Genomic DNA, 25,836 nt, shown 5'->3' with positions numbered 1-25,836 from the left:
TCCACCAGGAAGGCGTCGCCGATGGTCTTGATCTCCGTGCCGTGGTGCTGGGTAAAGAGGGGGCGGAGCAGCTCCTGGTGCTCCTTGAGCAGTTCCAGGGCCAGGGCTTCATTCCGCTGGGATAGAGCAACGTACCCCACCAGGTCGGTGAACATGATGGCGGCCAGCTTGCGCTCAGTCACGGTCGGAGCCCTCCTGAACGCCGTGTTCGTCCGCCCGCGCCGCTGCGGTCAGCACAGCTTTGATGGTAGGCCAATCGTAGCCCCTGCGCTGGAGATACCCGCTGAGCCGCCGGCGACGGGTCTCCAGCGGCAACCCCTGGGACGATTGCCAGCGCCGCAATACACGGGGCAGAATGCCGGCGGCCAGGTCCTCCCCCGCAAATAGGTTGGCGACCACTTCAGCGGCCAGTTCCGCTTGGACACCTTTGGCGCGCAGCTCGCGCCGCACCCGGGCTGGCGCCCACCCCGCCCGGGTACGCTTTTCCTGAGCGTACTGCCGGGCAAAATCTTCGTCGCTCTGGTAGCCGTCCGCCTGGAGGTCGGCGATCACCGTCTCTGCCAAGTCGGCCGCAAAGCCCTTGCCGGCCAGGCGCCGGCGCAGCTCCTCGGCGGTGCGGGCGCGTACTGCCAGCAGTCGAAAAGCCGCCTCCCTGATGCGGCGGCTCTCATCATCAGGCGCTGGCGGCTTCATCCTGCGGGATTCTCGCGTGGCGTGTTGCCGTCGGAAGCTATGCTGACTCCTCAGCATCCGCCGTCTCCGCCGGGGCCGCTTCCCCGTCGGTAACCAGCCCCAGGAAACTCCTGACGGCCTTGGCAATCTCATCCTTTAACGCGCTGTTCTCCGTCAGGAACTGGCGGGCATTCTCCCGGCCCTGCCCAAGACGCATGTCGCCGTAGGAATACCAGGAACCGCTCTTCTGAATGATGTCGGCCTCCAGGCCAATGTCCAGCAGCTCCCCCTCAAACGATATACCGGTCCCATAAAGGATGTCGAATTCGGCGTCCTTGAAAGGCGGCGCCACCTTGTTCTTGACCACCCGCACCCGGGTGCGGTTACCCACGTGCGTATCGCCCTCCTTAATGGCGGCGATACGGCGGATGTCCAGACGCAGCGAAGTGTAAAATTTCAGTGCCCGGCCGCCGGGGGTCACTTCGGGGTTGCCGTACATCACCCCCACCTTCTCCCTTATCTGGTTAATGAAGATCACCGCGGTGTTGGATTTTGAAACCGAGCCGGTGAGTTTACGCAGTGCCTGTGACATGAGCCGGGCTTGCAGTCCCACGTGGCTGTCGCCCATCTCACCATCGAGTTCCGCCTTGGGCACCAGCGCGGCCACTGAATCGATGACGATGGCATCGATGGCACGGCTGCGTACCAGCGCTTCGGTGATTTCCAGCGCCTGTTCTCCCGTATCAGGTTGCGAGACCAGCAGATTGGCCGTGTCAACACCCAGCTTCTGCGCATACCCCGGATCAAGGGCGTGCTCGGCATCGATAAAAGCGACGTAGCCACCCGTTTCCTGGGCCTGGGCAATGATGTGCAACGCGAGGGTGGTCTTGCCGGATGCCTCGGGGCCATAAATCTCCGTAACCCGCCCCCGGGGAATGCCCCCCACACCCGTGGCGGTATCCAGCGCCAGCGAGCCCGTGGGAATCACGTCAATGGGCACGATAGCCCGATCTCCCAGGCGCATGAGCGAGCCCTTGCCGAACTGACGGTCGATGTAGGTGATGGTGGCTTCTACCGCTTGGGCTTTCTGCTGCTGCTCGTTCATGATTTCTCCTGCTGCGCTGATATTAATTGAAAGCTGGCCAGCGAGTCATAGATGACCCCATTACCAGCCGGACGACTTTCGAATAGTACCAGCTTTTCCAAAGTACATTCAACCGGTGTATACTCGGCGTTCAGGAAGTTAGTTACGTCCGGTGTGATTTTCTGCGGATAACGCACGCGGCCAATGGTTATGTGCGGGGTAAACTCACGTTCCTCCCGGGGAAATCCTAACGGGCCGACCACCTGGTGGATGGCCTCCTCCAGCGCTTGCAGCCGCTCCGTCTGGCCGTTTACATCCAACCAAAGAACCCGGGGCCTTGTTGCGGCCGGGAAGACTCCCGTACCCGTGACCCGCACCTGCGGCGATTGGAAGGACGCCAGTTGTTCCCGCATGCCTTCAGCGATTTCATTGACCGCCTGTTGTGGCGTAGCGCCAAGGAAACGCACCGTCAGGTGGATGTCGGTGCCCTTCACCCAGCGGACAGCCCGCCCGGGGTCTTTCACGAGGGTGCGCAGTCCCGCCGCCCTGTGGGGCACCTCGCGGGGCAAATCGAAGCCTAGAAAGACCCGCATGATTTTATCACTCAAGGCTCAAAAGCTCCTGCCGCAATAGGTTGAGTGCCATCTGGGCGGTGGCCGCTTTGTGGGCTATTCGGTCCGGCACCAGGTGTGCTTCCCGTGATACCGTTCGATGGGGACCGGACACCGCCACGAAGACCAGCCCCACCGGCTTATCCGCTGTCCCCCCGCCGGGGCCTGCTATGCCCGTGGTGGCCACCCCCCAATGGGTGCCCAGCAAGGACTGCACCCCCGCTGCCATTTCCCGGGCTATGGGCTCACTTACCGCGCCTTGGGTTTCCAGCGTATCCGGACGGACCCCAAGTTGAGCAATCTTCGCCTCGTTGCTGTAGGCTACCACAGCTCCCAGCAGGTAGGCCGAGGCACCCGGGATATCGGTGAGCCGCGAGGAGACCAGCCCGCCGGATGATGATTCGGCCACCGCCAAGGTTTCTTTCCTGTGGCTCAGCAACGTTCCCACGGCAGCCTCCATGGTGACATCATCGCGGCCATATACCACGCCGCCCAGCTCGGATTCCAGGGCCTCGGCTAACGCTCCGACGCGCTGCCGGATAGCAGGACTGTTGTCGACGCCCCGAATGCGAACATCAAGCCCCGTGTATTCCGGCAAAAAGGCTACACGCACGGAATCGTCCTCTGGCAGGAGCGGGGCCAATCGCTCTGCAAGTGCGCTCTCGAACATGCCAGCCGTGCGTAACGTCACCCACGGGATGCTCGCCCCGCCACCCAGGCCGGGCAAAACGTGTTCACGCATGATGGCTTCCATTTCCGCGGGTACTCCTGGCAGGACATAAAAAGTCGTGCCAGCGGAATCAAATTCAAGTCCCGGCGCGGTTCCCACCGAGTTGGATAATAGTTTGGCCCGGGTGGGAATTTCGGCCTGTGAGCGGTTATTGTCGGGAATATCGTAGCCGCGCTGACGGAACCGATCCACCAGGACCTGCCAATAGTTTTCGTCAAAGTGCACATCGCTGTGGAAATAGCTGCAGAATGCGGCCTTGGTGACATCGTCAGGAGTAGGCCCCAATCCTCCCGTGACAATGACGATGTCCGCCTGCCCATCCAGACGGCTCACCAGATCCACTATGGCCCGCTGCTCATCCCGCACCGAGGCCATGCTCACCACAGTTACACCGCGCTGCAGCAGGCGTTGGCCAAGCCAGGCGGCGTTAGTGTCCACCTTGAATCCATCCAGCAGCTCGTCTCCAATGGTGAGAATCGCTGCCTTCATATCAGCAGTCGCAGTGCCAACACGGCACCGAGTGTTACGATCCCGGCGGCCAAGTCGTCTAGCATCACTCCCCAGCCGCCCGGCAGCGCTTCCAACCGTCGAATGGGCCCCGGCTTGACGATATCAAGCACCCGGAACAGGGTGAAAGCAACCAGGTAGTGCCACACGACTTGCTGGGCCGCCAGGAGTGCGCACCACATGCCGACCACCTCATCGATAACGACAATGGACGGGTCACGCCCGCCGCTGAGCCGCTCCATTCTGCCCGCCGCCCAGATCCCGCCCGCTGTCACAATGACGATGAGTCCAAGTTGCGGAACCAGCTGCGCAGGCGCCAGGAACCACCAGAATAGTACGGCGGCCAGGCTGCCCCAGGTGCCCGGGGCAGGCTTGAGATAGCCCACGAAACCGAAGGTCCCGATGACGGTGGCTAAAGCATTGGTGATGGAGTTGACCGGCTACTCGGAGTTGGGTCTGGCCAGCGCGCGCAGACCGGCGCGATTGACGACCAGATAATCGAAACCGGTATAAACGGTGAACAGCATGGTGATCACCATCGCCACCGGAATAATTTTTGAGCGGTCAATGAGGTCGGTCACCCATTCAACCTGATAGGATTGCATGCTGAGATAGCTAAGAATTAGAATGACGATGGCAATCTGTACGGCGGTTTTTCCCTTCGCCACATTGCTGGTGGCCATGGGTGTGGCGCTGCGCTCGAGCAGGAACCGGATGGTGGTGACCACCACATCCCGCAGCACAATCAGGGCGACCATCCAGGCGTAAATCAACCCCATGGTGACAAAACTGACCAGCGCCGACAGCACCAGGAGTTTATCTGCCAGGGGATCCAGCAGTTTGCCAAAGGTCGACTCAATTTTCAGCTTGCGCGCCAGATAGCCGTCGACTATGTCGGTGACACCCGCAGTGATAAAGATCACCAGAGCCAACAGGTATCTATGATCGCCGCCCCAGAACAACAGATAAATAAAAACCGGCACCAGAAGCATGCGCATCACCGTGAGAATATTCGGAAGGTGGATGATCACATTTCAACCCTGGACGTATAAGCACTCGCAAGGGTGGCCTCGTCGGTGAATTCCAGGTGTGAGCCCACCGGCACGCCCCGGGCCAGCTTGGTCACCTTAAGGGGCAAATCGGCAACCTGCCCGTCAATGTAGAGCGCGGTGGTGTCGCCATCCATGCTGGGGTGGGTAGCAATGATCAGTTCCCGAACACCGGACAGCCGCTTGAGCAGATCGTGAATATGCAGATCCTCCGCCGTGATGCCCTCCAGCGGCGAGATGAGGCCACCCAGGACGTGATAAAGACCCCGGTACTCTCCCATGCGTTCCAGTACCAGCACGTCGAGCACCCGCTCCACGACACAAATAGTGTCTGCATCCCTGCGGGAATCGAGGCAGATTTCGCACAGTTCCCGTTCGGCAATGAAGTGGCAGCGGGGGCATTCGTGGATGCGTTGCTTGAAGTTCACCAGAGCGTCGGCCAGATCCTCAACGGTCTGATCGGGGCTGTCGAGCAGGTGAAACCCCAGGCGCTGAGCCGTCTTCTTCCCGATGCCGGGAAACTTAGCCAGCTCCTGGATAATTCGGTCCAGTGATGGTGGCAGACCTTCCAATTAGAGCTCCGGCACGTTGAGTCCGCCCATCATTCCTCCGGTCACAGCGTTGAACCGCCGCTGGGATTCCTCCTTGGACTTATCCGTAGCTTGGCGCACCGCAGCCACCACGAGGTCCTCCAGCAGCTCCACATCCTCGCCCAGCATTTGGGGGTCGATGCTCACGCTGATCAACTCCTGTTGACCATTGACCACCGCGGTCACCATTCCGCCACCGGCCTGGCCTTCCACCCGCAGCCCGGCCAGCTCGCCCTGCAGGGCTTCGATCTTGTCCTGAACCTGTTTGGCCTGCTGCAGAAGGCCGGCCATCATATTGCCCTTGGGAAACATCACGAGCTCAGTACTCCTCCCCCTTAAATGTATCGATCAATTCATCCAGCATGGCCTGATCCCTGGACGACGCCTCTTTTGAATGCGCCTCCTGCGGTCGAGTTTCCGGTATGATCGGCAATAGCCGGATTTTCCAACCGGAATGCGCTTGCACAATGGACTCCACCAACTCGCGCTTGTCCATCAAGATTTTTAGTTGCAGCGCCTTGCTGGCCGGCAAATTTACCGTGAGGTTGCGCCCCTCAAGGGAGGCGAGCTCGGAACCTTCCAGCGTTGCCGCCGTCCCCTGGCTGCGCGTCGCTACTTCATCGACGATCTGCTTCCACAGCTCCCTGAGCTGCGCCAATCCATCGGGCGGAATGGCTTCCGCGTCGTCGCCCGTTTCAGAGGTCCGACGCTGGGCACCCGCGGCGCCGGCGACTTGCGACCCCTGCCGGCTGAATGACCGCTTGATGGAGGCCTCGGGCGGGTTCGATTGTGGTTGCGCCCCCGTGGAAGGTTCCCTCTCGGCGGGACTGGACTGGCCGGTTCTTTTACTGCCGGTGGGCGGGACGGCGGCCTCCTGGCCGGGAGGCAGGCCCCCGAGGCCTTCCAGGACCTCCCGTATGGAGACCACCCGGTCCAAGGCGGTCATCTTGAGAAACTGGTGCTCCATGAGGATGCGCGGTTGCTGGGCGTAGCGCAATTTTGCCTCGGTCTCCAGACCAATGTCCAGCATGCCCAGAAGATCAGCGGTCTCCATGCCCTCAGGTAAGGCGACTGGCACACCCTTGGAGGCCAGGCGGGGGTCGCCCGTCTCCAACTGGAGGATTCCATCCCGCAGAAACTGGTTAAAGCCCTGGGCTACTTCCTTGAGATCATAGCCGCCATCAAAGAGTTCAGCCACTTTTGAAAGAACTGCCTGAGCATCATGTCTGCCGATGCTGTCCAGAAGACCGGCAAAAAAAGCGTCCTCCACCAGACCCAGCACCGCCACGACAGCGGCCTCGTCAATCTTGCCCGATTCGTAGGCGATCACCTGGTCCAGGAGGCTGAGGCTGTCCCTGACGCTGCCCTCGGCCTTGCGGGCCAGAAGAACCAGGGCATTTTCGTCGTAGGAAATCTTTTCGTCGTCCAGAATCTTCATCAAAAGGGTAGCAATATCGGCGGCAGGCACCCGGCGAAAATCGAAGCGCTGCGTTCTGCTCAGGATGGTTTGGGGTACCTTTTGGGGATCGGTGGTGGCCAGAATAAACACCAGCTGCGGAGGTGGCTCCTCCAGGGTCTTGAGCAGAGCGTTGAAGGCCGGGATGGTCAGCATGTGGACCTCATCAATGATATAGATGCGGTGCTTCCCACCCGATGGGGGATACTTCGCGGCCTCCCGCAGTTCGCGAATCTCATCGATCCGGCGATTGGAAGCGCCGTCAATCTCCAGGACATCCAGATTGCCCCCCCTGGTAATCTCAGCGCATACCTGGCACCGGTTACACGGGTTCATTCCATCCGAGTTGGGGCAGTTGAGGGCCTTGGCCAGAATACGGGCTGTGGTGGTCTTCCCCACGCCCCGGGGACCGGTGAAAATGTAGGCGTGGGCCACACGTCCCCGTTTCAGGGCGTTTTGCAGCGTTTTGACCACGTGCGCCTGGCCGATAAGCTCTTCGAACACCTGGGGACGCCATTTTCGGGACAGGACCTGATAACTCATGGGCTCAAACTACCACGTGCTTGGCCTTGACGGACCTGCGCCAGCAAGGCGATTTAGGGGGCAGAATAAGAATCACTGAGCGGGAAGGCCAACGCGGCCCGAACTGGCTGTGGAGTTGAAGGGAGTCGAACCCTCGACCTCAGCGTTGCGAACGCTGCGCTCTCCCAGCTGAGCTACAACCCCATTTTGGGCCTCCGCCCGACCAAAGTTAGAAGGGGCCACCAGGTATTGCAAGATGCAACGGTCAGCCCCGGTCAGTTCTGGTGCGCGTAGCGGCATGGGGCTACCTTAGCCTACTCGTCTCTGGTATTTGAGTTGGCTTCCCTAGCGCGATGCTCCAGCCGCTTCTCGATCTCACTCAGGTTGTCATCGTTCTCCAACGCCTGCTCCTGCTCGTCACCGTGTTCGGGATTCAGCATCGACTTCATGCGGGCATGGTCTTCACGCGATTGATTGACCATATCGGCAAAGAGGTTGGAGACTTCCGCATTGAAATCCTCGATGGTTGTCTCCAGCCGAGTCATAAGCTCATCAAAGGCGGGCGTGCCGTATTTCTCCAGGACGGGGGCGGCCAGCCCACTGAGCTTCTGCTCCATGATCTCACGGTTGGTTTTTGGCGGTAGCGCCTCCTTGATCTTGGCTGCGCCCTTATTGGCCAAGCCCCTGGACTTGCTGCTGCGAACAGCGGATTTTATTGCACTGCCAGTACCACGGCGCTTAACCATGTTGCCCCCTCGATCTTTCACGATCTTTTGTCGCCTTGAGCGTCCCGTAGGCCGCCACCGCACTGCCAAACCCCATTATCGGCACCGCCAGGTAGGCCCAGATGTGGCTCTGGGTGTATATCTGAAGATAGACACCCGCCACGAGGCCGATGGAGAACCCCAGCATGGCCATACCGAACATGATCGCCGAAAAGGAGCGAAAACTCATCACTCAGTTAAACGTCAAATAAGCGTAAATGTCGATCTTTTCCCTTGCCTCTGCCGGGATATTCACCGTATGCGTGGGCGCCCTCAGGACGCGATACCGGCTTACTACCAACGGTGAAACGCCCAGTCCCACGACCGCCCCGACGAAAACGCGCCCCCAGCGGGAATCAAGATCGCCTGCACCGAACAGCCTGTTCCAGCCTTCGGCCGTCAGGGCTCCCAGCACGGCCGTCACGATATGGGCCCGTACATCCTTCTTCAGATCAGGGACCGGCGGGTCCCGGTACCAGATGCGCGTCACGTCTTCGAGAGGGACCCGCCTGGCGGCGCCCCTGCGTCCCAGCAATGAAAAGTGGTGCCCCTCAAATTTTTCATAGACCCCCGGGACCGACCTGCCCTTGTCGCGGTATAGTCTCATCTGTACGCCCGCGGGGAGCTGGCGCAGGTCGGCAACCGTCTCTTCGAATGCGATTTGGCCGCTCAGCTCGGCCAGCACCTCCGGGTCGATGGGGCCCTTCAGATCCAGGGCGAGCCCCAGGTCGTAGAACTCCCGGGCCGAGTAGTCGCGGGTCAGCCATCGTCTCTTCGTGCGAATAACAGCCCTGAATCCAACCTCCGTCTCCTGAAACTGGGCGGAGAGAAAGCCCTTCACGGAACCGAAAATCTGGTAGTATTCCTGCTCGGGAATGTCGATGGTCGAGCCTACGACCTGGCTCAATACGGAGATTTCCTGAGACTCCACCGGCTGACCTGCCGCGAAGCGGGTCAGCAACATACAACTAGCGACTGTCAATAAGCTGGAATATTTCCTCATCTTCGGGAAAGCGTCCCACCGATTTCTTGGAGAAGAGCAGCTGGTCATCAATAGAAAATTCGAAGACCCCTCCTCTTCCAGGTATCAACTCGAATGCGGTAAGGCGGTCCGCGTATTGGTCAAGTATTTTCTGCGCCAAACTGGCGGCCTGGGGCAGGTAGTTTCACTGGACGCAATATTCAAGACCCATTTTCATACCTAGACCCTCAAATTAATTTGATGGCACTAAGGGAGTGCCCCGAATGTTACGATTAGAAACCCGACTCCAAAGGCCAACAGCGCCCCGGCGGCAACCCACAGGAATACCGCCGCGCGTTTGAAGCCCCGGGCACCACTGTCAAATTTAAGTACCAGGGGCAAGTCTGCGTCTGATTTCATGACCCCACCCGGTTAGAAGTTGAACGCCGTTTCCACACTCAGCAGCCGTACGCTTTCCTCATCGGTTTCTATGCGGCCATTGCCATTGAGATCACGGTACGACTCCTGGAAGCTATAAACCAAACTGACCCCCGGCCCCAGCTGATAGCCCAGACGGTAGCCCCAGGTAGTGTTGGCGCTGGGCTTCCCAAAGGCGAACGGATTGGGATCGTTGGTGCGAATGTAATAGGCCGTGGCCTCCGAGACCTTGGGGATGAAGTTGGGATTGAGCGACAGGTTGGCCACAAAACTGTTGCTCTCTTCCGACCCCGCGGTGGTGCCAACTGGTTTGAGCTGTTGATAGGCCGCCCCAAAAGTGACCAGGTTGAGCAGATTGGCCGATACCCTGCCAAAGTAGCCCGATAGTGCCCCGTGGTTTTTGATCAACGCCTGGTCCTTGGTGACCACCGAATCGGGGGCCTCTCTGATGCCCGAGGAGATAAACTGGGCGCGCTCGAAGTCATAGGTCGTGTTGAAGAAACCGGGCTGGAACAGAGGGGAGGTGTAGCGGTACTCAAGGCTGACATTGATGAAGCCCAATATCTGGGCGCGCAGTCCGGGGCCCACCAGCCCGAAGCCGGATACCCTCTTCAGTGTATCCGGATCTGCGCCTGTCGTGTCGATCCCGAACAGCTCACTCCCATAATTCAGCATACCAGCCTCGGCGTAGGCCACCAGGTTAAAGGTTTTGCGACTCAGAATGGGATAACTGAGGTCCACGCTGGCTCCAAGGATGGACCGAGGGGCATTCTCCTTATTAAACGGGTCGGGTTTGGTTGCTATCGAATCATCTAGGACGATGAAGGGACCTGTGTAGCCTGGGATACGGGCGTCGAGCGTGTCGGTGATGCCATCCCCGTCTATATCGAACTCGTTGGGGTCGAGATCCGCCAGACCATCGCCATCGCTATCGACGACAAAATCTGTGTCTTCCGGGAAATCATCAAGCAGATTCGGCACGCCATCGCCATCCTTGTCCTTGAGGCCGCCGTACTGGTTCAGGTCGGCCACCAGGTTAACCCCCAGGGTGAGGGGGAAATTCTTGGACACCTTGTAGGTGCCCCGCAAGCCCACCAGACCGCCTCTAGACCCGAACTCTTTCAAGTCGGCGCTGAAACCCCTCAGGTTGAAGTTGCTTCCCAGGTTGCCCCCCAGCTCGAACCCGACCCGGCGCACCTGGGGGAACTCGGTCATATTGGAGTAGTTGTCCATGAGTGCGCCGAAGCCGTATTGCACTCTCGGCATGGCGCCGATTTTGAAGAACAGGGGATCATGATCGGAGCCGTAGCGCAGATATAGAACCTTGTCCAGGTAGTCGGACGGTTCGTCCCACTCATCCTTCCGGAAGTTCCCTTGGGCATCCAGGTAGCCCACAATATCCAGCCCGATACCCCATTTGCCGAAATTGAGCTCCGGGCGCAAGGCCAGCTGATAGTAGACCGTGCCGTCAAGGGTCACCGAGCCCAATCCCAGGCCGAAACTCGGTCCCGCAGGCTTGGCTTTGGGGCCGCCCTCAGCGGGCTCCTCCACGGGGACCTCCGGGGCGGGGGCCGCACCCACCGGAAGGTCCGCTTCCAGCAGCAGCTCCCCCAAAGGAACCGTGGCACCGGGTTCGGCTGCCTCAGCCTGGCCGCCGGGCGCGGCGTCCTCAACGGTACCATCGGGTTCAGGCGCGGCCTCCGACTCGGGCTCGGGCCGCGCCCCCGGGGCTTCATCCGGATCGGTGGGCATCTCGTCGGGGCTGATGGGGATGGGTGGCGTTACCTGCCCGGTGGCGGTGGAAATGATCAGGGTGTTGGCGGTCAGGGTCTGGGCGATGCCGCTGAGGCGGTTCAACACCTCCACCACACCCTCAATGCCGTAGGCCCGATCCACCCCGGCCAACAGGTCGTGAATCAGCCAGAAATCGGTCCCCTTGACCGAAGCCACCGATACGGGCGTCTCAATGCGAAACGCCTTCACGGGCTCAGGCAGGATGGAGCGCAAGGTGCCGTAGTCGAGAGTAATGGTGCGCGTGTTTTGGCTCTCCACGAACTGAAACTGGCTGCTGTTCTTGATCTTGAGCAGGGTTCTATCGTCGAGGAATAGGACGGCAGCGAAGGCCCCGTCAGCGGCGCGAATGGCATCCCCGTTAAACAGGTTCATGGCAGGCCGAAGCTGAGCAGTAAAATCGGCCTCCACCCGCCGCTTGAGGAGGACATTGCCCTGCGCCTTGATGACCCGCGCAAGAGGGTCATTCTGCGCGTGGGCGGCCTCGGGGGCTACCAGCCCCAACGCCAGCATGATCATCGTGATGCTGAGCCGTCGGGCCGCCGCATAACGTGTCTTCAATGCTCTCATGACAGCGCCTTTGGGATGAGTTCGTACCTGACTGGCAAATTTACGTCCGAATATAGTCCCTGGCGACCCAACTTGGAACGCCCATTTCGCCGCAGCTACGGGTGCGTGCCCCCCATCACATCGCGGCCCATGAGCGTGGCAACACGCTGCCCAGGATTAACGAGGGCTGAAAACCCTCTCACTGGTTGAGGGCAACCTTTTAACTTCTCGTCCCGCTCAGGTGGCTAAACAACCGGGTCATGCCCAAGGAGACGGACTGACATGCACATACTCGTTACCGGTGGGGCCGGATTTATAGCCTCGCACGTGGCGACCAGGTTTATGGCGTTGGATCACGACGTGACCATTCTGGACGACCTCTCCTCCGGCTTCCGGGAGAACCTGCCCCCCAGCATGCGCTTCGTCCAGGGCGATATTACCGACCAGTCGCTGGTGGGACGCCTCTTCGGGCAGCGCCCTTTTGACGTGGTGTGCCACCATGCCGCCCAGATGAGCGTGGTCCGGTCGGTGGCCGAGCCGGTATTTGATGCGCAGGTGAATGTGCTGGGCACCCTCAACCTGCTCCAGCAGTGCGTGCAGACGGGGGTCAAGCGCTTCATGTTCTCGTCCACCGGCGGCGCCCTGTACGGCGAGCAGGAGACCTTCCCCGCAGCCGAAGACCACCCCACCCGTCCGGTCTCACCCTACGGCATCAGCAAACTGACCTGTGAGCACTATATCAACTACTACCACGCCCAGCACGGCCTGCTGCCCATCATCATGCGCTATGCCAACGTCTACGGCCCCCGGCAGAACCCCCACGGCGAGGCCGGTGTGGTGGCCATTTTCTCCCGCCGCCTGGCCGCTGGCGGGCAGGTGACCATCAACGGCGACGGCCTGCAGACCCGGGACTATATCCACGTGGACGACGTGGTGGCGGCCAACGTGGCGGCGCTGAACCATGACGGCCCCATCACCTTCAACATCGGCACGGGCATCGAGACCGACGTGGTCACCCTGTACGGCCACCTGCTCAAGGCCGCCAACAGGGACAGCACGCCCCATCACGGACCCGCCATGCCGGGGGAGCAGCGGCGCAGCGTCATATCGCCCGCCTACGCGCTGGAGACCATGGGCTGGGCGCCTCAGGTGTCACTGGCCGACGGCCTGGCCATGACCTACCGCTCGTTTACCTAGGCAGGAAACCGTCCGACCGGGGCTGCAATACCTTCAAGCCGCTGCCAACCACGTCGGTGAAGGTCACCGGACCTTCGGCTTGTGGCGGTTGCTGGAAGGCTGGCCCATGTAGGCGATGGCGATGGCGTTGATGGCGGGGCCATCAAATGGGTTCTTGTAGATCACCATCACCCCTCCCCCAGCCCGCACAACATAGCCAACGCCGACATCACCTCCCGCTCCACCGTGCCACCGGTGGGCCGGTTCACCAGCGCGCCATTCACCACCAGGGTTGAGGAGCCACCGCCGTCCAGGTTGTGGGCCTCCACGCGGTGCTATAAAAAAGGGGGCGGTCGACCTGGAGGGTTGATCGACTGCCCCTGTGGGCTGCGGGCCTAAGCCCGCTCAAGGCTGCTTACCTATGCCCTGTCTTTGGGTGGGTCACAAGCGGATTGTGGGGTAGGTTATGATCTACTTCACCGATTTGGCAGAGAGCCATTTGTGAGGAGGCACAGGCAAGCAAATAAATAGGCTTATGCCTGCTCATCATGTATCCAATTCATGCATGACACCAGCACTTGCATCACAGGCCAAAACAACACTCCTTGCGCTAACCCGATTAAGCGGGCATAAGCCTAAAGCTGCGAAAGTCAAAGAGCGGTCAAATCAATTCTGCCCAAGTAGAAGCAAATAGCTTGCCAAAGCGTTGAGAAATGTTGATTTCGAGGGGCAGACTTAGGCCTACTGGCTTCTGGCCCTGCAAAACATAGTGACTTTATTACCCCCAGGTGAGTCAACCGAGTATCTTGGGGGGCGGTAAAGGGAGCTTTGCGTCTCCCTACTTCAGATAGCGGTCGAACCAGTCCACCACGCGATAGATAAAGTCCAGCTCGTGGGCGGTCTCATGAAGGCCGTGGGGCTCACGGGGGTATTCCACCAGCTGCGTGGGCACGCCCTTGAGCTTCAGCCCGGTATAGAGCTCCCTGCTCTGCTCGGGGTGCACCCGCTCGTCCTTCAGGCCGTGGACCACCAGGGTGGGAGTTCTGGCGTTGTTCAGGTGAGACAGGGGCGAGCGCTCCCAGTGCAGTTGGGGCTGATCGTACCAGTAGGAGTTCCAATGGACCAGGGACATTTCGTGGGGGATGTCGGTGGTCCCGGCGAAAGATATCCAGTTGGACAGCCCCGCGGCGACGACCGCCGCCTTGAAGCGTTGGCTGTGGCGGGTGGCGGCCCAGGCAGACATGTAGCCGCCATAGGACCAGCCGCCGGTGCCCACTCGCTTGCCATCCACCAGGCCGCGCTCCACCAGCGCATCGATACCGGCCAGAATGTCCTGGAACTCGGCGCCGCCCAGGTCGTCGTGGTCCCCTTTGCTGAAGGCCACACCGCGACCGCCGCTCCCGCGATAGTTGGGTTGCAATACCATGTAGCCTCGGCCGGCCAGAATCTGTACCGGGTAGAGGGCACTGGTGTTCCACCCATTGAGGCTGACCCCCTCGGGCCCCCCGTGAACCTGGAGCACCAGTGGATAGCGCCTCCCCTTGCGGTAGCCCAACGGATAGGTGAGGATGCCCTCGATAGTCTGTCCGTCATCGCTGTGCCATGTGACCACTTCCTGGGTGGCAAGCACAACGCCCGCCAATTGCGGGTTGTGATGGGTCACCGGACTGAGGGAACCCTCGGCCAGCGTGCCGGCATAGACCTCGCTGGGATGGCCCGGGGAGTGTGCGACGGCGGCCATGCTGACCCCGTTGGCACTGATGTCAAGGGCCCGCAGAATGGCCCCACCGAAGGCCACCCTGGTTTTGGCTTTGCCCCCCTCCGCCAAATTGATCAGTGCCGACTGGCTGCCTTCGTTGGCCCGCAACAGCAAGGTCTGGTCATCGATCCAGTGGACGCCGACGCCGGAGCCTTCATAACCAATGGTCAGATTTGTAGCTTTCCCACCGCTGATCGGCACCGTGAAGAGACTCTGGGAAAGGGGATCGTTCAGGCTCACGGCACCCAGATAGGCCAGCTGTTTCCCATCGGGCGAAAAGGCCATGGAGCCCAATTTGCCCTCGGTTTTGGTCACCACCCGGGGCTTGCCGCCCCTGGCCGAAACGGTAAATATTTGCTTGAATACATAGGAGTCGTCAACGAGGGGGGTTGTCGCCGCCTGAAACGCAATCGATTTGCCATCGGGTGACCAGGTGAACGCCCAGATATTCAAGTCATTCTTGAACAGTTGCCTAGTTTTGCCCGTTTGCAACGTCAACATCCATAGTCGTCGGTAGCGATAGGCACTATCTGCGACCTTCCAGTCCCGTCCGGCTTTTTTGTCAGCCTGCTCCTGCTCGCTGGCTGCATCGATAGCGGTGTAGGCCATGGAAACTCCGTCCGGCGACCATTCGAACGCCTTGATGGATGTGGGATGATCCGTCAGCGGCTGGGGAGTACCGCCCTCAAGGGGCAGCTGGTAGATTTGGGTCACATCGCCCGAGGCCCCCAACTTGCCCAGGAAGGCCAGCCTGGTGCCATCGGGAGACCAGCGTACAGCGGCGGCGCTGTCGGGGCTGGCAACATAGACCCGGGAGTTGCCCCCGGCCGCCGGTACAACCCAAAGCTCAGAGTACTTGTGTCCCGGCACATCATCCAGTTCACGGGGAACGCTGAGTGTATAAGCGATCTGGGCGCCATCGGGACTCAGGGCCACTTGCGTAACCCGCTGAAGTGCCACCACCATCTCTGGCGTCAGTCCTGGCCCTCGCTGAGCCGCCCAGGCGACCCCGATCCCCAGCACCCAGGCCACGAGCACCCGCTTGAAAACGCGTGAATGAACCGACCGGATTGTCATGCTTCCCACCTTTCGTCGGGCTTATAGACTTTGTCTGGTCAAGCGGCCGGTACCCCACCCTGCCGGACAGGACTCACAAGAAGAGCTGGTGGAAGCTCGTGCGATGTAGGCTGACACACAAGGCCGCGGCGCACCGGAATCTTGAGCATCAGGCCGACGCGGGGACCAGTGTGAGTACGGTAATCTCCGATGGGATGCCCAACCGTAGGGGTGGCCCCCAATAGCCGGTACCCTGGTTCACGTAAATCCAGGTGCCCTGATGATCATGGAGCCCGGCCAGGTAGGGATGAGCCGCGCTCACGGCCAGATCGAAGGGGCGGTACTGCCCCCCATGAGTGTGCCCGGATAGCTGCAGGTGCACACCCAGACGGTGGGCAGCGTAGATGCTGCCGGGCTGATGCGCCAGCAGCAACTTGAACGCCCCAGCGGGTACGTTTGCCAGGGCTGCGTCGGGATCGGTGGCGTGCGCGGGCAGAATCTGGTGGGCATTGAGATCGGTAACCCCGGCCACCGCCAGCATGGCGCCGGCGACCGCCACCATGCGGTGCTCGTTCACCAGGCAGGTAAAGCCCAGACGGTCAACCTCAGTGAGCCAGTGTTCCGCGCCGGAGTAGTACTCATGGTTACCGGTGACATAGAATTTGCCGTAAGGGGCCTCCAACTGCTTGAGGGGGGCTACGTCTTTGCTCAGGTAGTCGACTGAGCCGTCCACCAGGTCGCCGGTTAAGGCGATGAGATCAGGCTTCAGCGCGTTCACCTGGTCCGCCACGCGCTGCACATAGTCTCGCTTAATGGTGGGGCCCACGTGCAAGTCGGAGATTTGCACAATGCGCAGACCTGCCAGCGGGCCGGGCAAATCGCGTATGGGCACCTCAACTTCCATGACGGTGGGCCTGCGCCGGGCCTGGAACATGCCATAGGCCGAAAGGCCACCCGTCAGACCCAAAATGCCAAGATTCATGGCATAGATGATGAACTGCCGGCGGCCCGCGCTGAATTCGTTGGCTACCGCAGGCGCAGCAGCCTGTATTGCTCTAAACCACGCCACCAATTTCGCCCCCGCTGTCCAAAGCACCCAACCCAGGTCGCGCGCCAGGACCACCAGAAAGGTGAGCGAGAAAAATCCAAGACTGGTGTAGCCGATCCACGAAAGAATGTCCGTGAGCCGGTTCTCGAACCCAACGTACCTCAAAATGACCATGGCGAGGGGCATGACGGTCAGAACGATGATCAGGGCCCACGCGCCGGCAAACCACGGACCGTTGAGGCCCAGCGTCGGGATTATCCGTACGCCCACATAACCGTGGATGAGGGCAAGAGTCGTGAGAGCGGCGAGCAAGAAAAGCATGTAGGTATCCTGTGCGACGCAGAAAGTACATTGAAATCCGGGCGGGGTTGAGGCTTTTCCTGAGCCTCAACCGGCAGGTCTGCCAGTGTCGCCGCAATCAGTTCGGCACGGGCTCAATAGCTTACCGCCAACACTTTCCAAATATTGAGCAAGTTTTGCTGAGTGTAGAGAGTGATTGATGGCTGACGACCACAAACGGATACTGGTTACCGGTGCGGCGGGATTTATTGGCAGTTACGTGTCGCGGGCACTGCTTGAGCGGGGTCACGCCGTCCGGGGAATCGACAATTTCAGCCCTTATTACGATCCCCAGCTCAAGCGCGACCGCCTGGCCCAGCTGCCCACAAGGGCAGGCTTCAGCTTTGATACGATCGATATAGCTGATCGCGACGGCCTGCAAAAGGCTTTTGAGGCGGCCAAACCCGACATCGTGGTCCATCTTGCCGCGCAGGTTGGCGTCCGCCATCCCCTGGAGAACCCGCAGGCATTCGTGGACGCAAACCTGGTGGGGTTCGCCAATGTGCTGGAGGAGTGCCGCCGCCTGGAAGTGGAAAGACTGGTGTACGCCAGTTCCAGCTCGGTCCTATTTCAAATTCACCCGCCTGCTTACGAGGGTCAGCCCCTGCCGCTATACAATCGGGGTAATCACGAGACTGTGAATTTGCGTGCGCTGGTTCGGCTACTCGAATCACTGACTGGCCGGCAGTCGCTGACGGAGGAGCTGCCCATGCAACCGTGAGACATGCTGGAGACCTATGCCGACAGCAGTGCGGCCAACCACGATCTCGGCTATGCGCCTGCTACCTCGCTAAGCGAAGGTCTGGCGAACTTTGTCCACTGGTACCGGGACTATTATAAGGAAGCTGGCTAGGCGGCCCCGCGTCCGGCCACTCCCGGTCCGCCCAGTCCGGCAGCTCGCCGCTGCTGGAAGCGTCCCGTTTCATCGGGAGACGATAAAGAAGAGGGTGGCCAGCGAGGCGGTAAGGGAGGCTGTCTGGGTCAGCAAAGTAGTGATATCCAGCGGCTCCCGCTCAGGCTTGGCATGCACGATCACTATGCAGCCTTCATCGACTCTTGGCGAGCGGAGGAACCGCTTTATTCTAACGGCACCATTGGGATAGACTACCGAAATGTTGTTGCGCCGGGCATCCGGCGTAAACCCCCCGGCACCCTCAACGTAATTATCCAGTGATCGCCCCTTCCTAAAGTGAATCAGCCCGGGTACGTAGACCTCGCCCGTTACGTCGACGGTTCCGGGGTTCGAGGGAACATGGATACGGTCACCTGCTTGCACCTGGATATCGTAGTCCAGAACGATCACCCGCGTCTCCCCGCGCGTCATCCGGAGGCCCTCGGGAAAGGCGCGCGTCGTAAAACCACCGGCCTTGTCGAAGATTTCCTGCAGCGTCATATTGTCGTGCGTAATGGCGTAAACGCCCGAGAGGACTACTTCCCCGCTCACAGTCACGTTTTCCGGGGGATTGAAAAAGGGGTTTTTACGAATAAGTACCTGGTCAAGGTTCCGCAGCTGGATATTCTCGGTTGGATTTTTGTCGCGCAGCCCCACCAGGTCAATGGGCAGGATCTCTGGGTAGCTGGCCTGTTCGTCTCTCCGAATCAGATGGGCCTCAGCGGTGTAAATGGACTTCCTGAAGAATTCGTCGGTTAAGCCGCCCGCCAGATCCAGGAGGTCGAGCAGGCGCATTCCTTCCCGAAAGCCATACGCGCCGGGCTTTTTGATCTGCCCAAAAACGTACACTTCTTTGGTGGTGGGCAGAATGGCGCGCACGGTGATCTCATCGCCGTCACGGACCTGAGCGGCCTGAATTTGCCGCAGATCATAATGTTCGATGACCACGGCGTCATCATCGGAGCGCCGAGTGGCTCGGGGAACGATCCGACGCAATTCCACTGTCAGCCCGGCCTCCGGCGTTAACCAGCCACTGTACCTCAACACGGTGGCGATGTCCTCATCCTCCAAGGCTTCGTAAATGCCCGGGCGGTGGACCGCACCCTGGACGCGCACTGTCGATTTCCGCACCGGGACGTAGACCAGGTCCTGATCGCGGAGCGCGATGTCATCGCCACCCTGACCTTCGATCAGGAACGAGTATAGGTCGACGCGCCCGACGACCTGGCCGTCCCTGATGACTCTGATATCCCGTAAGCTGCCAGATGTTCGCACCCCCCCGACCTGGATCAGACCCGTGGTGACAGTGGAAAAGGGGTGGATGGCGTGGATGCTGGGCATGTAGACCTCACCGACCATCGTGACATTGATCAGCTTCAGATCGCCGATGTTCACGTCCATAAAGGTGGTGGGGCGGGGGCCCTTCAGGGTGGCGTATACCTGTCCAAAAAGCCCCCTCAGATAGTTCTGGGCCCCCTGCAGCGTCTTGCCGGCAAGTGGCGCCAATCCGATGCGGTCGATGTAGATACTACCTTCCCGGGAGATCGTGAACTTGCTCCGGTCCTGCGTATCACCCCACATGGATATAACGATCTCATCGCCGGCGCCCAGACGGTAGTCTTTCGGGATGGGGAGATTTTCCCAAATGTCGATGCCTTCCCGCCGAGTGAAAAAGTCATAGCCGAAGTACTCGGGGGGCGGCGTAGGTGCAGGCGACGTTACCAGCGCCGCACGTTCGGGCTCGTCACTCTCAATCGTGACCTGGACCGGGCGCGTATCCTGCCGGCTCCGCGATAGGGCCTCAATTTCCTCCCGCAGCCGCTCGAGATCCTGCAGGGATTGGGGAGCAGCGACGGTGGCCGCAGCCCCGAATAACGTGGCGGCTATCAGCACGCGGCTTCGCATTGACCATGGAAAGTACATCAGGTTCTTCGTTTTCATCCCGAAATTAATTTGAGGAGGAACCGTCCATTGGCTTGATACAGTCATTCCCCTCTCTAAAGGGCGCTTCTGACTCGTGGGAAATCAGCTTAACATGAAATGTTCCGGCGAACAAGTCCAATAAAGCGGAGCCACTCGGGCCCGTTCGGCCTCAGAGAAATGGGGACCACCAGGTTGATTTGGCCAGCAGACACATGAGCGAAGTTGAACTCGAGGCAACGGAGTCCTAGCGCTAGCATGGGAGCAGTCAGAAGCAGTGGTTCGGGACATCTGGCGGCGAATCCGCCGTAAGCATTCGGCTGAAGTATAGATCACCGTCGGATGAGAACGCCTTCGAGACGAAGAGAGCGTCTCGGCTCCTTTCTTTTCCGCGCCCGTACCCACCAATTTTAATTGGTTGATAAAGTAGGGGCTCTACAAAAGCACCTCCTTTCGATGTTTTTCTCACCTACTATACGGCAGTGATGATTATATAACTACATTGGGGATTATTAATGGGCCAGTACCAGGTCACGCTCCCGTGCGCAAGACACCAAGATCAGGGGCCACATTACATCTATTTAGCAAGATTCTCGGCATCCGATATCCCGTGCAGTGTCCCCCCTCTTCCCATTCCTGTCTGAATATTTCTCAATTCAGGGAGCTATTAGGCACCCGATGTTAGGGGACTGCTAGTCGAGTTATGACGCTCGGCAGTCAACTAGGATTCATCAGCGGGATGATTTGACAAGCTTGACTTAGAAATGTGAGGCGCTGCGTAATAATTAATAAGTGAGCACCAAATGGCGAGCCATTTTCTTACATAGTTTGTGTGCAAGACTCGAAAATGCTCTGCGAAGGGGAGGGATTCTATAGATTTTCTTAGTCTATTTCTTATGCCTGGACAGTGATTTGTGCGGCAAGATGAAGCTCTTCGTTATAGGCATTCGATTCATGCTAAAATTGGGTTTGTATGACGTCATTCGACGGGGAGCGCTACCGCCTCAGCCAAGCACACTTCAAGTGCTCAAAATCCTGCCTGAAAGGCCTCCAGTTTAGCGGCCAGTCGCGCCCATGAAACAGGCACTAAGATTATTGCATGAAATCAAATAGGCTCCCGTTCAGGTTGTCAGCGATGGCCTCAGAAAGTGTGGTGGCAGGCCCATCCAACCAGGCACTCAACCCGACAGGATGCACGCCAGTTCCGGCATTTGCAAGCGTCGGCGTCTTGGTGCTACATTTATGTTTCATCACGGCTTATCGCGGCTTAGTTCAACCGCTAGGCAGCGCCGCCACGCTATGACACCTCGGCAAGCCATAAACTTTATTCGATATCACGGAGTTGTCCTCAAGGCTGCGAAGGGACTCGAACCCTCACTTGCCGCTCGGGTCGCAGGAGGCCCCATTCGCGGCAGCTGGTGGGGACACCCCAGGGGTCAGGAAATCTTTGCTCTGTCTCAGAAGATGCATGACTCCAAAGCCATACTCACCTGCACGCTGGCGGGTGGCAAGATCACGTACATTCATCGTCGTCTTTGGCCCGCCTTTGTCCGCATGGCCATCAAATTTCCTGGCCATGCCTTGGACAAAGTGCAAGAAGTTCATATGCCCTCGGGCCGGCATCAGCGCCAAGACATTCCCTTCCCCGCGTGGGTTCCCGAGCCCATACTCAGCGCTGCCCAGGCGCTACCGCCTCAGGAAGCGGCCAGCGAGATTCAAGTATGGCTAGAAAGATATGGCACCAGCTAGCCGCCTGTTCCACCGGACCCGGCATCGGAGGGTTGCAAGGCTCCATGTTGTCTAGCCGAGGCGCACAGAGTATAGCCGTTAGCTTGGCTCAATGTTTTATTGAACACCGGCAGTCTTAAGAGCAAGGCCAACAATAACCGATCAGGAGGAATGCCCCTTGAATGACAGACTCAGCAAGCAACTCTTTGAGCTCGACCCGAGAATTCGTTATGTCGCCGTAAATCAAAATGGCAAAATCGTGGAGATGGTACAAAGCCCTCAACATCCTACTTATAACCCGCACGAAACCGATCGAATAGAAGAGCTCGTTGTCAACCCGATTGTGCTTGAAATTACTCGTCGACGAGGGGATATAGACATGCAGGGCGTACGTCATATAATCATTCGATATGGCACTCAGTATCAACTGATCATGCCATACAGAGATGGTCATATCTCCACTGGTATTGAATCTGAGGATGACCCCTTAGAAATTGCAAACAAGATTGCTGGGTATATGCAGTTACCAGCATGAGTCAGCGGGAACAGTGGCCGGCCGACAATACACTGCTGACAGAAACTGTTTCGGGGAATCCATCGGGGCCTGACATATAGTTCTGCATAGCTTAATCGTGGGGCAAAATCTGGAGGGCAGAACAACGACGAATTGGCGCCTGAACCTTGGTAAGTGTAGTGACAAAAGGGCGCGCCAGACACGGTACCGGAAATCCTTCGGTGACGGGAAAACTGTCTCCAAGTCTTAACTGCTAAAACTCCATTCGGATTCGAACAGTGTAATTAAATCTTGCAGGCTGATATTCCCTCGATTTAAATTAAACCATATGGTTAACTATCATGCAGCCCAGCTTGACTCCACATTTGGGGCGCTCTCCGATGCCACCAGGCGGGCGATCATTAGCCGACTCGCCCGAGGATCCGCTTCTGTGGGTGAGCTCGCCAAGCCCTTCAACATGTCCCTCCCGGCAGTGTCGAAGCATATCAAGATTCTCGCCCGGGCCGGGTTACTCACCCAGGAGAAGCAGGGACGAGTCAAGCGCTGCAGCCTCGCGGCCAGGCCTCTGGGTGCTGCTGACGAGTGGATACAATATTATCAGAAGTTCTGGGAAATCCAATTGAGCGCATTGGACGACTACCTGAGCAAAGAAAAGTAAATGGAGAGCGTATGGCAACTGATAGCTACTCGCTGACTATATCCCGAATTTTTCAGGCGCCACGCGCTCGGGTTTTCGAGGCCTGGATGAATCCTGCCGACCTAAAAAAATGGTGGCATATGAGCACGGATGCTACGACTCCCGTTGCCGAGGTCGATTTAAGGGTTGGGGGGCGTTATACGCTGGCAATGACTGCACCTGGTAGTGATCAAGTTATGGCATTAGGCGGGAAATTTCTGATTGTGGATCCACCTGCGCTGCTCGAGTACACCTGGGCCTGGGAAGATGCAGAGAACGAGCCAGAATCGACCGTGCGGGTGGAGTTCAAAGATTTGGGTCAAGCCACAGAGGTCGTCATCACACATGGTGTATTCGTGTCGGAGGAGCGCAGGCAACAGCACCTCGATGGTTGGCAGGGCTGCATGGACCAACTCGACGCCCTACTATCATAGCTGCATCAACCTGATTTCATTTGAATACCCTAGACACAAACTCAGAAGGAGATCACATGTCAAGATCGATTAGTCAAAGCGTACGCGTTCAGGCCCCCCTGGCTGAAATCTTCAAGGCTTTCACGGAGCCGGAGCAGATGGAACGGTGGTGGCCCTCCGCTGTCGAATCTGATCCTAAAACCGGTGGAAGTTTCAAGTACACCTTCGCGTATCTCGATCCAACTGAACCCGTGCACGAGCGCGCCGGCCAATACACAAGCGTCGTACCCGATCAGTCCGTCGCCTACCCCTGGAACATACCGGGCATGGAGCCGTCAACCAACGTGGCGATTCAATTCAGCTCCGAAGGCGCTGAAACGGTCGTTGCGCTGGAGCATACCGGGTGGCCTGCCGATGAAGCGGCCAACGAAGTCTTCGAGATGCACGACAAAGGTTGGGCCGGCTTTCTCAATAATTTGAAAGTCGTTTACGAAGGCGGCGATGATATTCGGGCCACCGCAATGAAGATGAAAACCAAAGGCTAAACGCCTCTGCGCGACTCTCAGATCTGGCTCTATTTGAAAATCAGCTGCGGATGATTGCCAACTATCTCACCTGATCAGGGAGCCCAATTTTGATCGTCGCGACTTTTCAGGCACCGAGCGCGCAGCCCCGCACATAAGGGGCTGCCCGCTCGGGCCACAAATTGCCCCGGCTCAGGACAACTGACCGAGACAGCAGGGTACTGTTGAACCATGATCATGTCATGGTCTTACCTCTCATAAAGTATATGGGTCGACCCTGAATAATAAATTTCTGGGCGAGGGCCAGCCCGCCTTTAAAATCTGACGCAGGCCCCCAAATCCGGGTACATGTTGCCTTCTCAGGGAATCCGAACCTTGAATGAGTTCCGGACCGGTTATCCAATTGACGAGGGGGGCTACGTGTTTCACGGGTACGGCCCATACCGGGGAGAGGTGCTGCCCAATCACCGCAGGCTCGACCAAGGGGCTCCCACATAAGCACTTGAGATCGCGCCTGTTTGTTTGGAAATTCCGCCCACCACAATTCCACAACTCAATGCAGGAGGAGGCATATTGGGAGATCGCGCCGACATTAATTCTGAGCTAGAAGGCCGGTTGCTAATCAAGGACGAGCCGCTGGCCCGAACAAGATATCTATCGAGAACCGTTATCGCTCTGGCTCTGACCATGCTTGCATACCTGCCGGCCCAGATACCAACACTCCAATTTTCCTCCAGTACGGTCCCAGCCGGCGACGGCCCCCGTTCGGCAATCCTTGTTGACCTGAATCGTGACGGCAACCGTGATCTGGCCGTGGCAAATATTAACGGTTCCACTATTTCGCTGCTATTTGGGGATGGTTTAGGGGCCTTCATGCTCCAGGATTCCCTCATTACTGTACACAAAGCTCCCCACGCCATTGCATCAGGGGACTTCAATGAAGACGGTGTGGTGGATGCCGTGACGGCTAACAGAGATGCCCACACAGTGGCATTATTCCTGGGGGACAGCGAGGGAGGATTTCTTGCTCCGACTTTCTTTGAGACCGGCCTTGGGCCGCGCTGGATAGCGGTGGCGGACTTCGATGACGATGGACATGCCGACCTGGCGGTTACGAATCGGGACGATGACAACGTTTCCATTCTGCTCGGCGATGGCTACGGCAATTTTGATGCTGCAGGCAGCGTTTACTCCGGAGATGGGCCGGTGCCCATCGTTGCAGCTGATTTCAACGGCGATGGCTATATCGACTTGGCGGTGGGCAACGACCGAAGTGACTCACTGGTGGTGCTGGCCGGAGATGGCACCGGCGGCTTCGCATTTTCATGGGGTGTCCCCGTAGGAGAGTCACCGAAAAACATAGCAGTGGGGGACCTGAATCAGGACGGATTGTCTGATCTAGCGGTGGCCTGCTTATTGGGGGGAACGGTCACGCTCCTGCTTACGGATGATCAGGGCGGATTTACGGTATCCTCCTACCCGGCTGGGGGGGGATCTTTTGCGGTCGTCATCCAAGATTTTGACGGTGACGGCAGATCGGATCTGGCAGTAGCCGATGGTGTGGACCACCAGGTAGCGGTGTTGCTCGCTGATGGGCTGGGTGGGTTCGCTCAGGCGCAAACGTTTCCAACGGGCCTTGCTCCGCATGCCCTACTGTCCGGCGATTTCAATCGCGATGGCCGGCCGGATTTGGCTGTGCCCAACACCGGTGATAACACGGTCACGATCCTCATAAACGAGACGCCACTCCAGGCATCCGTGCACGAGGTAGCGGTCATTCAGAAACTATATACGGATTTCTTTCCCGATCCAATTATTTCACCCGTTGGTCAACCTTTGCGGCTGCATATCACCACGAATGCAGGTGAACATCGCAATACATTGCGCATAAATCCTTTCTTTAATGAAACTGACGTGTTGCGCGAAGGCAAGATTCTGCAGGTGGAGTTTACGCCACTCATATCTGGCACATTTCAAATTCGTAATCTCGGTCATGGATTTACGGGTGACATCATCATTGTGGACGATTCAATCGCAGTGGATCAAACATTAAGAGATAACGGCCAG

General features: G+C 58.7%; 27 protein-coding genes, 1 tRNA gene and 1 pseudogene. 8 read left to right on the top strand and 21 right to left on the bottom strand.

The window, feature by feature from the left end; genetic code table 11:
• The 17 genes from IH971_05940 to IH971_05860 all read right to left on the bottom strand — a co-directional run.
• The coding region (locus tag IH971_05940) for a hypothetical protein (protein ID MCH7497372.1) at window positions 1–155 on the bottom strand (155 nt) is incomplete at its 3' end.
• Window positions 156–174: 19 nt separating this feature from the next.
• A complete protein-coding gene (locus IH971_05935) occupies window positions 175–693 on the bottom strand; it encodes a regulatory protein RecX (protein MCH7497371.1) in 519 nt (172 codons plus the stop codon).
• Between the two features lie 37 nt (window positions 694–730).
• Window positions 731–1,777, bottom strand: a complete 1,047-nt coding sequence (recA, locus tag IH971_05930) for a recombinase RecA (protein MCH7497370.1) — start codon at window positions 1,775–1,777, stop codon at window positions 731–733.
• A complete protein-coding gene (gene thpR / locus IH971_05925; protein MCH7497369.1) occupies window positions 1,774–2,364 on the bottom strand; it encodes an RNA 2',3'-cyclic phosphodiesterase in 591 nt (196 codons plus the stop codon). Before thpR ends, recA begins: the two co-directional genes overlap by 4 nt.
• Window positions 2,357–3,586 carry a CinA family nicotinamide mononucleotide deamidase-related protein gene (locus IH971_05920; GenBank protein ID MCH7497368.1) on the bottom strand — a complete coding sequence of 410 codons (1,230 nt, stop codon included), beginning with the start codon at window positions 3,584–3,586 and terminating at the stop codon, window positions 2,357–2,359. Before IH971_05920 ends, thpR begins: the two co-directional genes overlap by 8 nt.
• Window positions 3,583–4,032, bottom strand: coding sequence for a phosphatidylglycerophosphatase A (locus tag IH971_05915; protein ID MCH7497367.1), 450 nt, complete (start codon window positions 4,030–4,032; stop codon window positions 3,583–3,585). The genes IH971_05920 and IH971_05915 overlap by 4 nt, the downstream gene beginning before the upstream one ends.
• Window positions 4,033–4,044: 12 nt before the next feature.
• Window positions 4,045–4,635, bottom strand: coding sequence for a CDP-diacylglycerol--glycerol-3-phosphate 3-phosphatidyltransferase (pgsA, locus tag IH971_05910; protein ID MCH7497366.1), 591 nt, complete (start codon window positions 4,633–4,635; stop codon window positions 4,045–4,047).
• Window positions 4,632–5,225, bottom strand: a complete 594-nt coding sequence (recR, locus tag IH971_05905; protein MCH7497365.1) for a recombination protein RecR — start codon at window positions 5,223–5,225, stop codon at window positions 4,632–4,634. The genes pgsA and recR overlap by 4 nt, the downstream gene beginning before the upstream one ends.
• Window positions 5,226–5,555: a YbaB/EbfC family nucleoid-associated protein gene (locus tag IH971_05900; GenBank protein MCH7497364.1), complete on the bottom strand. Its 330-nt coding sequence runs from the start codon at window positions 5,553–5,555 to the stop codon at window positions 5,226–5,228.
• 7 nt (window positions 5,556–5,562) lie between these two features.
• On the bottom strand, window positions 5,563–7,242 hold the full coding sequence (dnaX, locus tag IH971_05895) for a DNA polymerase III subunit gamma/tau (protein MCH7497363.1): 1,680 nt from the start codon (window positions 7,240–7,242) through the stop codon (window positions 5,563–5,565).
• A gap of 110 nt (window positions 7,243–7,352) precedes the next feature.
• Window positions 7,353–7,425 (bottom strand) — tRNA-Ala (locus IH971_05890).
• A gap of 110 nt (window positions 7,426–7,535) precedes the next feature.
• Window positions 7,536–7,967, bottom strand: coding sequence for a hypothetical protein (locus IH971_05885; protein ID MCH7497362.1), 432 nt, complete (start codon window positions 7,965–7,967; stop codon window positions 7,536–7,538).
• A complete protein-coding gene (locus IH971_05880; GenBank protein ID MCH7497361.1) occupies window positions 7,960–8,178 on the bottom strand; it encodes a hypothetical protein in 219 nt (72 codons plus the stop codon). Before IH971_05880 ends, IH971_05885 begins: the two co-directional genes overlap by 8 nt.
• Window positions 8,179–8,949, bottom strand: a complete 771-nt coding sequence (locus tag IH971_05875; protein MCH7497360.1) for a hypothetical protein — start codon at window positions 8,947–8,949, stop codon at window positions 8,179–8,181.
• Window positions 8,950–8,953: 4 nt separating this feature from the next.
• Complete coding sequence (locus IH971_05870) at window positions 8,954–9,127, bottom strand: Rdx family protein (protein MCH7497359.1); 174 nt, start codon at window positions 9,125–9,127, stop codon at window positions 8,954–8,956.
• A gap of 86 nt (window positions 9,128–9,213) precedes the next feature.
• Entirely contained in the window at window positions 9,214–9,366 is a 153-nt protein-coding gene (locus tag IH971_05865; protein ID MCH7497358.1) for a hypothetical protein, read from the bottom strand.
• Between the two features lie 12 nt (window positions 9,367–9,378).
• Window positions 9,379–11,745 carry a FecR domain-containing protein gene (locus IH971_05860; GenBank protein MCH7497357.1) on the bottom strand — a complete coding sequence of 789 codons (2,367 nt, stop codon included), beginning with the start codon at window positions 11,743–11,745 and terminating at the stop codon, window positions 9,379–9,381.
• A 261-nt stretch (window positions 11,746–12,006) separates the two neighbouring features.
• Here IH971_05860 and IH971_05855 point away from each other — a divergent pair, with 261 nt between their 5' ends.
• Window positions 12,007–12,921, top strand: coding sequence for an NAD-dependent epimerase/dehydratase family protein (locus IH971_05855; protein ID MCH7497356.1), 915 nt, complete (start codon window positions 12,007–12,009; stop codon window positions 12,919–12,921).
• Window positions 12,922–13,088: 167 nt separating this feature from the next.
• On the opposite strand, the gene IH971_05850 is transcribed toward IH971_05855, so the two are convergent.
• The 3 genes from IH971_05850 to IH971_05840 form a co-directional block, all read right to left on the bottom strand.
• Complete coding sequence (locus tag IH971_05850) at window positions 13,089–13,229, bottom strand: phosphodiester glycosidase family protein (GenBank protein ID MCH7497355.1); 141 nt, start codon at window positions 13,227–13,229, stop codon at window positions 13,089–13,091.
• Between the two features lie 509 nt (window positions 13,230–13,738).
• Window positions 13,739–15,736, bottom strand: a complete 1,998-nt coding sequence (locus IH971_05845) for a S9 family peptidase (protein ID MCH7497354.1) — start codon at window positions 15,734–15,736, stop codon at window positions 13,739–13,741.
• A gap of 148 nt (window positions 15,737–15,884) precedes the next feature.
• Window positions 15,885–17,084 carry a metallophosphoesterase gene (locus IH971_05840; protein MCH7497353.1) on the bottom strand — a complete coding sequence of 400 codons (1,200 nt, stop codon included), beginning with the start codon at window positions 17,082–17,084 and terminating at the stop codon, window positions 15,885–15,887.
• 178 nt (window positions 17,085–17,262) lie between these two features.
• Between IH971_05840 and IH971_05835 the strand changes: the two are divergent.
• Window positions 17,263–17,955, top strand: a pseudogene (locus IH971_05835) (GDP-mannose 4,6-dehydratase).
• 69 nt (window positions 17,956–18,024) lie between these two features.
• Here the strand turns inward: IH971_05835 and IH971_05830 are convergent.
• On the bottom strand, window positions 18,025–19,887 hold the full coding sequence (locus IH971_05830; protein MCH7497352.1) for an SLBB domain-containing protein: 1,863 nt from the start codon (window positions 19,885–19,887) through the stop codon (window positions 18,025–18,027).
• A 1,491-nt stretch (window positions 19,888–21,378) separates the two neighbouring features.
• Here IH971_05830 and IH971_05825 point away from each other — a divergent pair.
• The 6 genes from IH971_05825 to IH971_05800 form a co-directional block, all read left to right on the top strand.
• Complete coding sequence (locus IH971_05825; GenBank protein MCH7497351.1) at window positions 21,379–21,663, top strand: hypothetical protein; 285 nt, start codon at window positions 21,379–21,381, stop codon at window positions 21,661–21,663.
• A 157-nt stretch (window positions 21,664–21,820) separates the two neighbouring features.
• A complete protein-coding gene (locus IH971_05820) occupies window positions 21,821–22,177 on the top strand; it encodes a hypothetical protein (GenBank protein MCH7497350.1) in 357 nt (118 codons plus the stop codon).
• A 307-nt stretch (window positions 22,178–22,484) separates the two neighbouring features.
• On the top strand, window positions 22,485–22,814 hold the full coding sequence (locus IH971_05815) for a helix-turn-helix transcriptional regulator (protein ID MCH7497349.1): 330 nt from the start codon (window positions 22,485–22,487) through the stop codon (window positions 22,812–22,814).
• An 11-nt stretch (window positions 22,815–22,825) separates the two neighbouring features.
• Complete coding sequence (locus IH971_05810) at window positions 22,826–23,266, top strand: SRPBCC domain-containing protein (GenBank protein MCH7497348.1); 441 nt, start codon at window positions 22,826–22,828, stop codon at window positions 23,264–23,266.
• A gap of 56 nt (window positions 23,267–23,322) precedes the next feature.
• Window positions 23,323–23,790 carry an SRPBCC domain-containing protein gene (locus IH971_05805; GenBank protein ID MCH7497347.1) on the top strand — a complete coding sequence of 156 codons (468 nt, stop codon included), beginning with the start codon at window positions 23,323–23,325 and terminating at the stop codon, window positions 23,788–23,790.
• A 552-nt stretch (window positions 23,791–24,342) separates the two neighbouring features.
• Window positions 24,343–25,836: VCBS repeat-containing protein (locus tag IH971_05800; GenBank protein MCH7497346.1), on the top strand; the 1,494-nt coding region annotated here is incomplete at its 3' end.

The organism is Candidatus Neomarinimicrobiota bacterium, assembly GCA_022560655.1.
In the GTDB taxonomy this organism is placed as follows: Bacteria; Fidelibacterota; Marinisomatia; order SCGC-AAA003-L08; family TS1B11; genus JADFSS01.
Note: the sequence above shows the minus strand (reverse complement) of the source record. Positions and strands in the feature narration are given on the sequence as shown.

What these genes read in the sequence shown, in the direction of transcription:
- IH971_05935 (MCH7497371.1), bottom strand. Translation starts at nt 693, where the DNA reads ATGAAGCCGCCAGCGCCTGATGATGAGAGCCGCCGCATCAGGGAGGCG.
- recA (MCH7497370.1), bottom strand. Translation starts at nt 1,777, where the DNA reads ATGAACGAGCAGCAGCAGAAAGCCCAAGCGGTAGAAGCCACCATCACC.
- IH971_05920 (MCH7497368.1), bottom strand. Translation starts at nt 3,586, where the DNA reads ATGAAGGCAGCGATTCTCACCATTGGAGACGAGCTGCTGGATGGATTC.
- IH971_05900 (MCH7497364.1), bottom strand. Translation starts at nt 5,555, where the DNA reads ATGTTTCCCAAGGGCAATATGATGGCCGGCCTTCTGCAGCAGGCCAAA.
- dnaX (MCH7497363.1), bottom strand. Translation starts at nt 7,242, where the DNA reads ATGAGTTATCAGGTCCTGTCCCGAAAATGGCGTCCCCAGGTGTTCGAA.
- IH971_05885 (MCH7497362.1), bottom strand. Translation starts at nt 7,967, where the DNA reads ATGGTTAAGCGCCGTGGTACTGGCAGTGCAATAAAATCCGCTGTTCGC.
- IH971_05875 (MCH7497360.1), bottom strand. Translation starts at nt 8,949, where the DNA reads ATGTTGCTGACCCGCTTCGCGGCAGGTCAGCCGGTGGAGTCTCAGGAA.
- IH971_05865 (MCH7497358.1), bottom strand. Translation starts at nt 9,366, where the DNA reads ATGAAATCAGACGCAGACTTGCCCCTGGTACTTAAATTTGACAGTGGT.
- IH971_05860 (MCH7497357.1), bottom strand. Translation starts at nt 11,745, where the DNA reads ATGAGAGCATTGAAGACACGTTATGCGGCGGCCCGACGGCTCAGCATC.
- IH971_05855 (MCH7497356.1), top strand. Translation starts at nt 12,007, where the DNA reads ATGCACATACTCGTTACCGGTGGGGCCGGATTTATAGCCTCGCACGTG.
- IH971_05845 (MCH7497354.1), bottom strand. Translation starts at nt 15,736, where the DNA reads ATGACAATCCGGTCGGTTCATTCACGCGTTTTCAAGCGGGTGCTCGTG.
- IH971_05840 (MCH7497353.1), bottom strand. Translation starts at nt 17,084, where the DNA reads ATGCTTTTCTTGCTCGCCGCTCTCACGACTCTTGCCCTCATCCACGGT.
- IH971_05825 (MCH7497351.1), top strand. Translation starts at nt 21,379, where the DNA reads ATGCATGACTCCAAAGCCATACTCACCTGCACGCTGGCGGGTGGCAAG.
- IH971_05815 (MCH7497349.1), top strand. Translation starts at nt 22,485, where the DNA reads ATGGTTAACTATCATGCAGCCCAGCTTGACTCCACATTTGGGGCGCTC.
- IH971_05810 (MCH7497348.1), top strand. Translation starts at nt 22,826, where the DNA reads ATGGCAACTGATAGCTACTCGCTGACTATATCCCGAATTTTTCAGGCG.
- IH971_05805 (MCH7497347.1), top strand. Translation starts at nt 23,323, where the DNA reads ATGTCAAGATCGATTAGTCAAAGCGTACGCGTTCAGGCCCCCCTGGCT.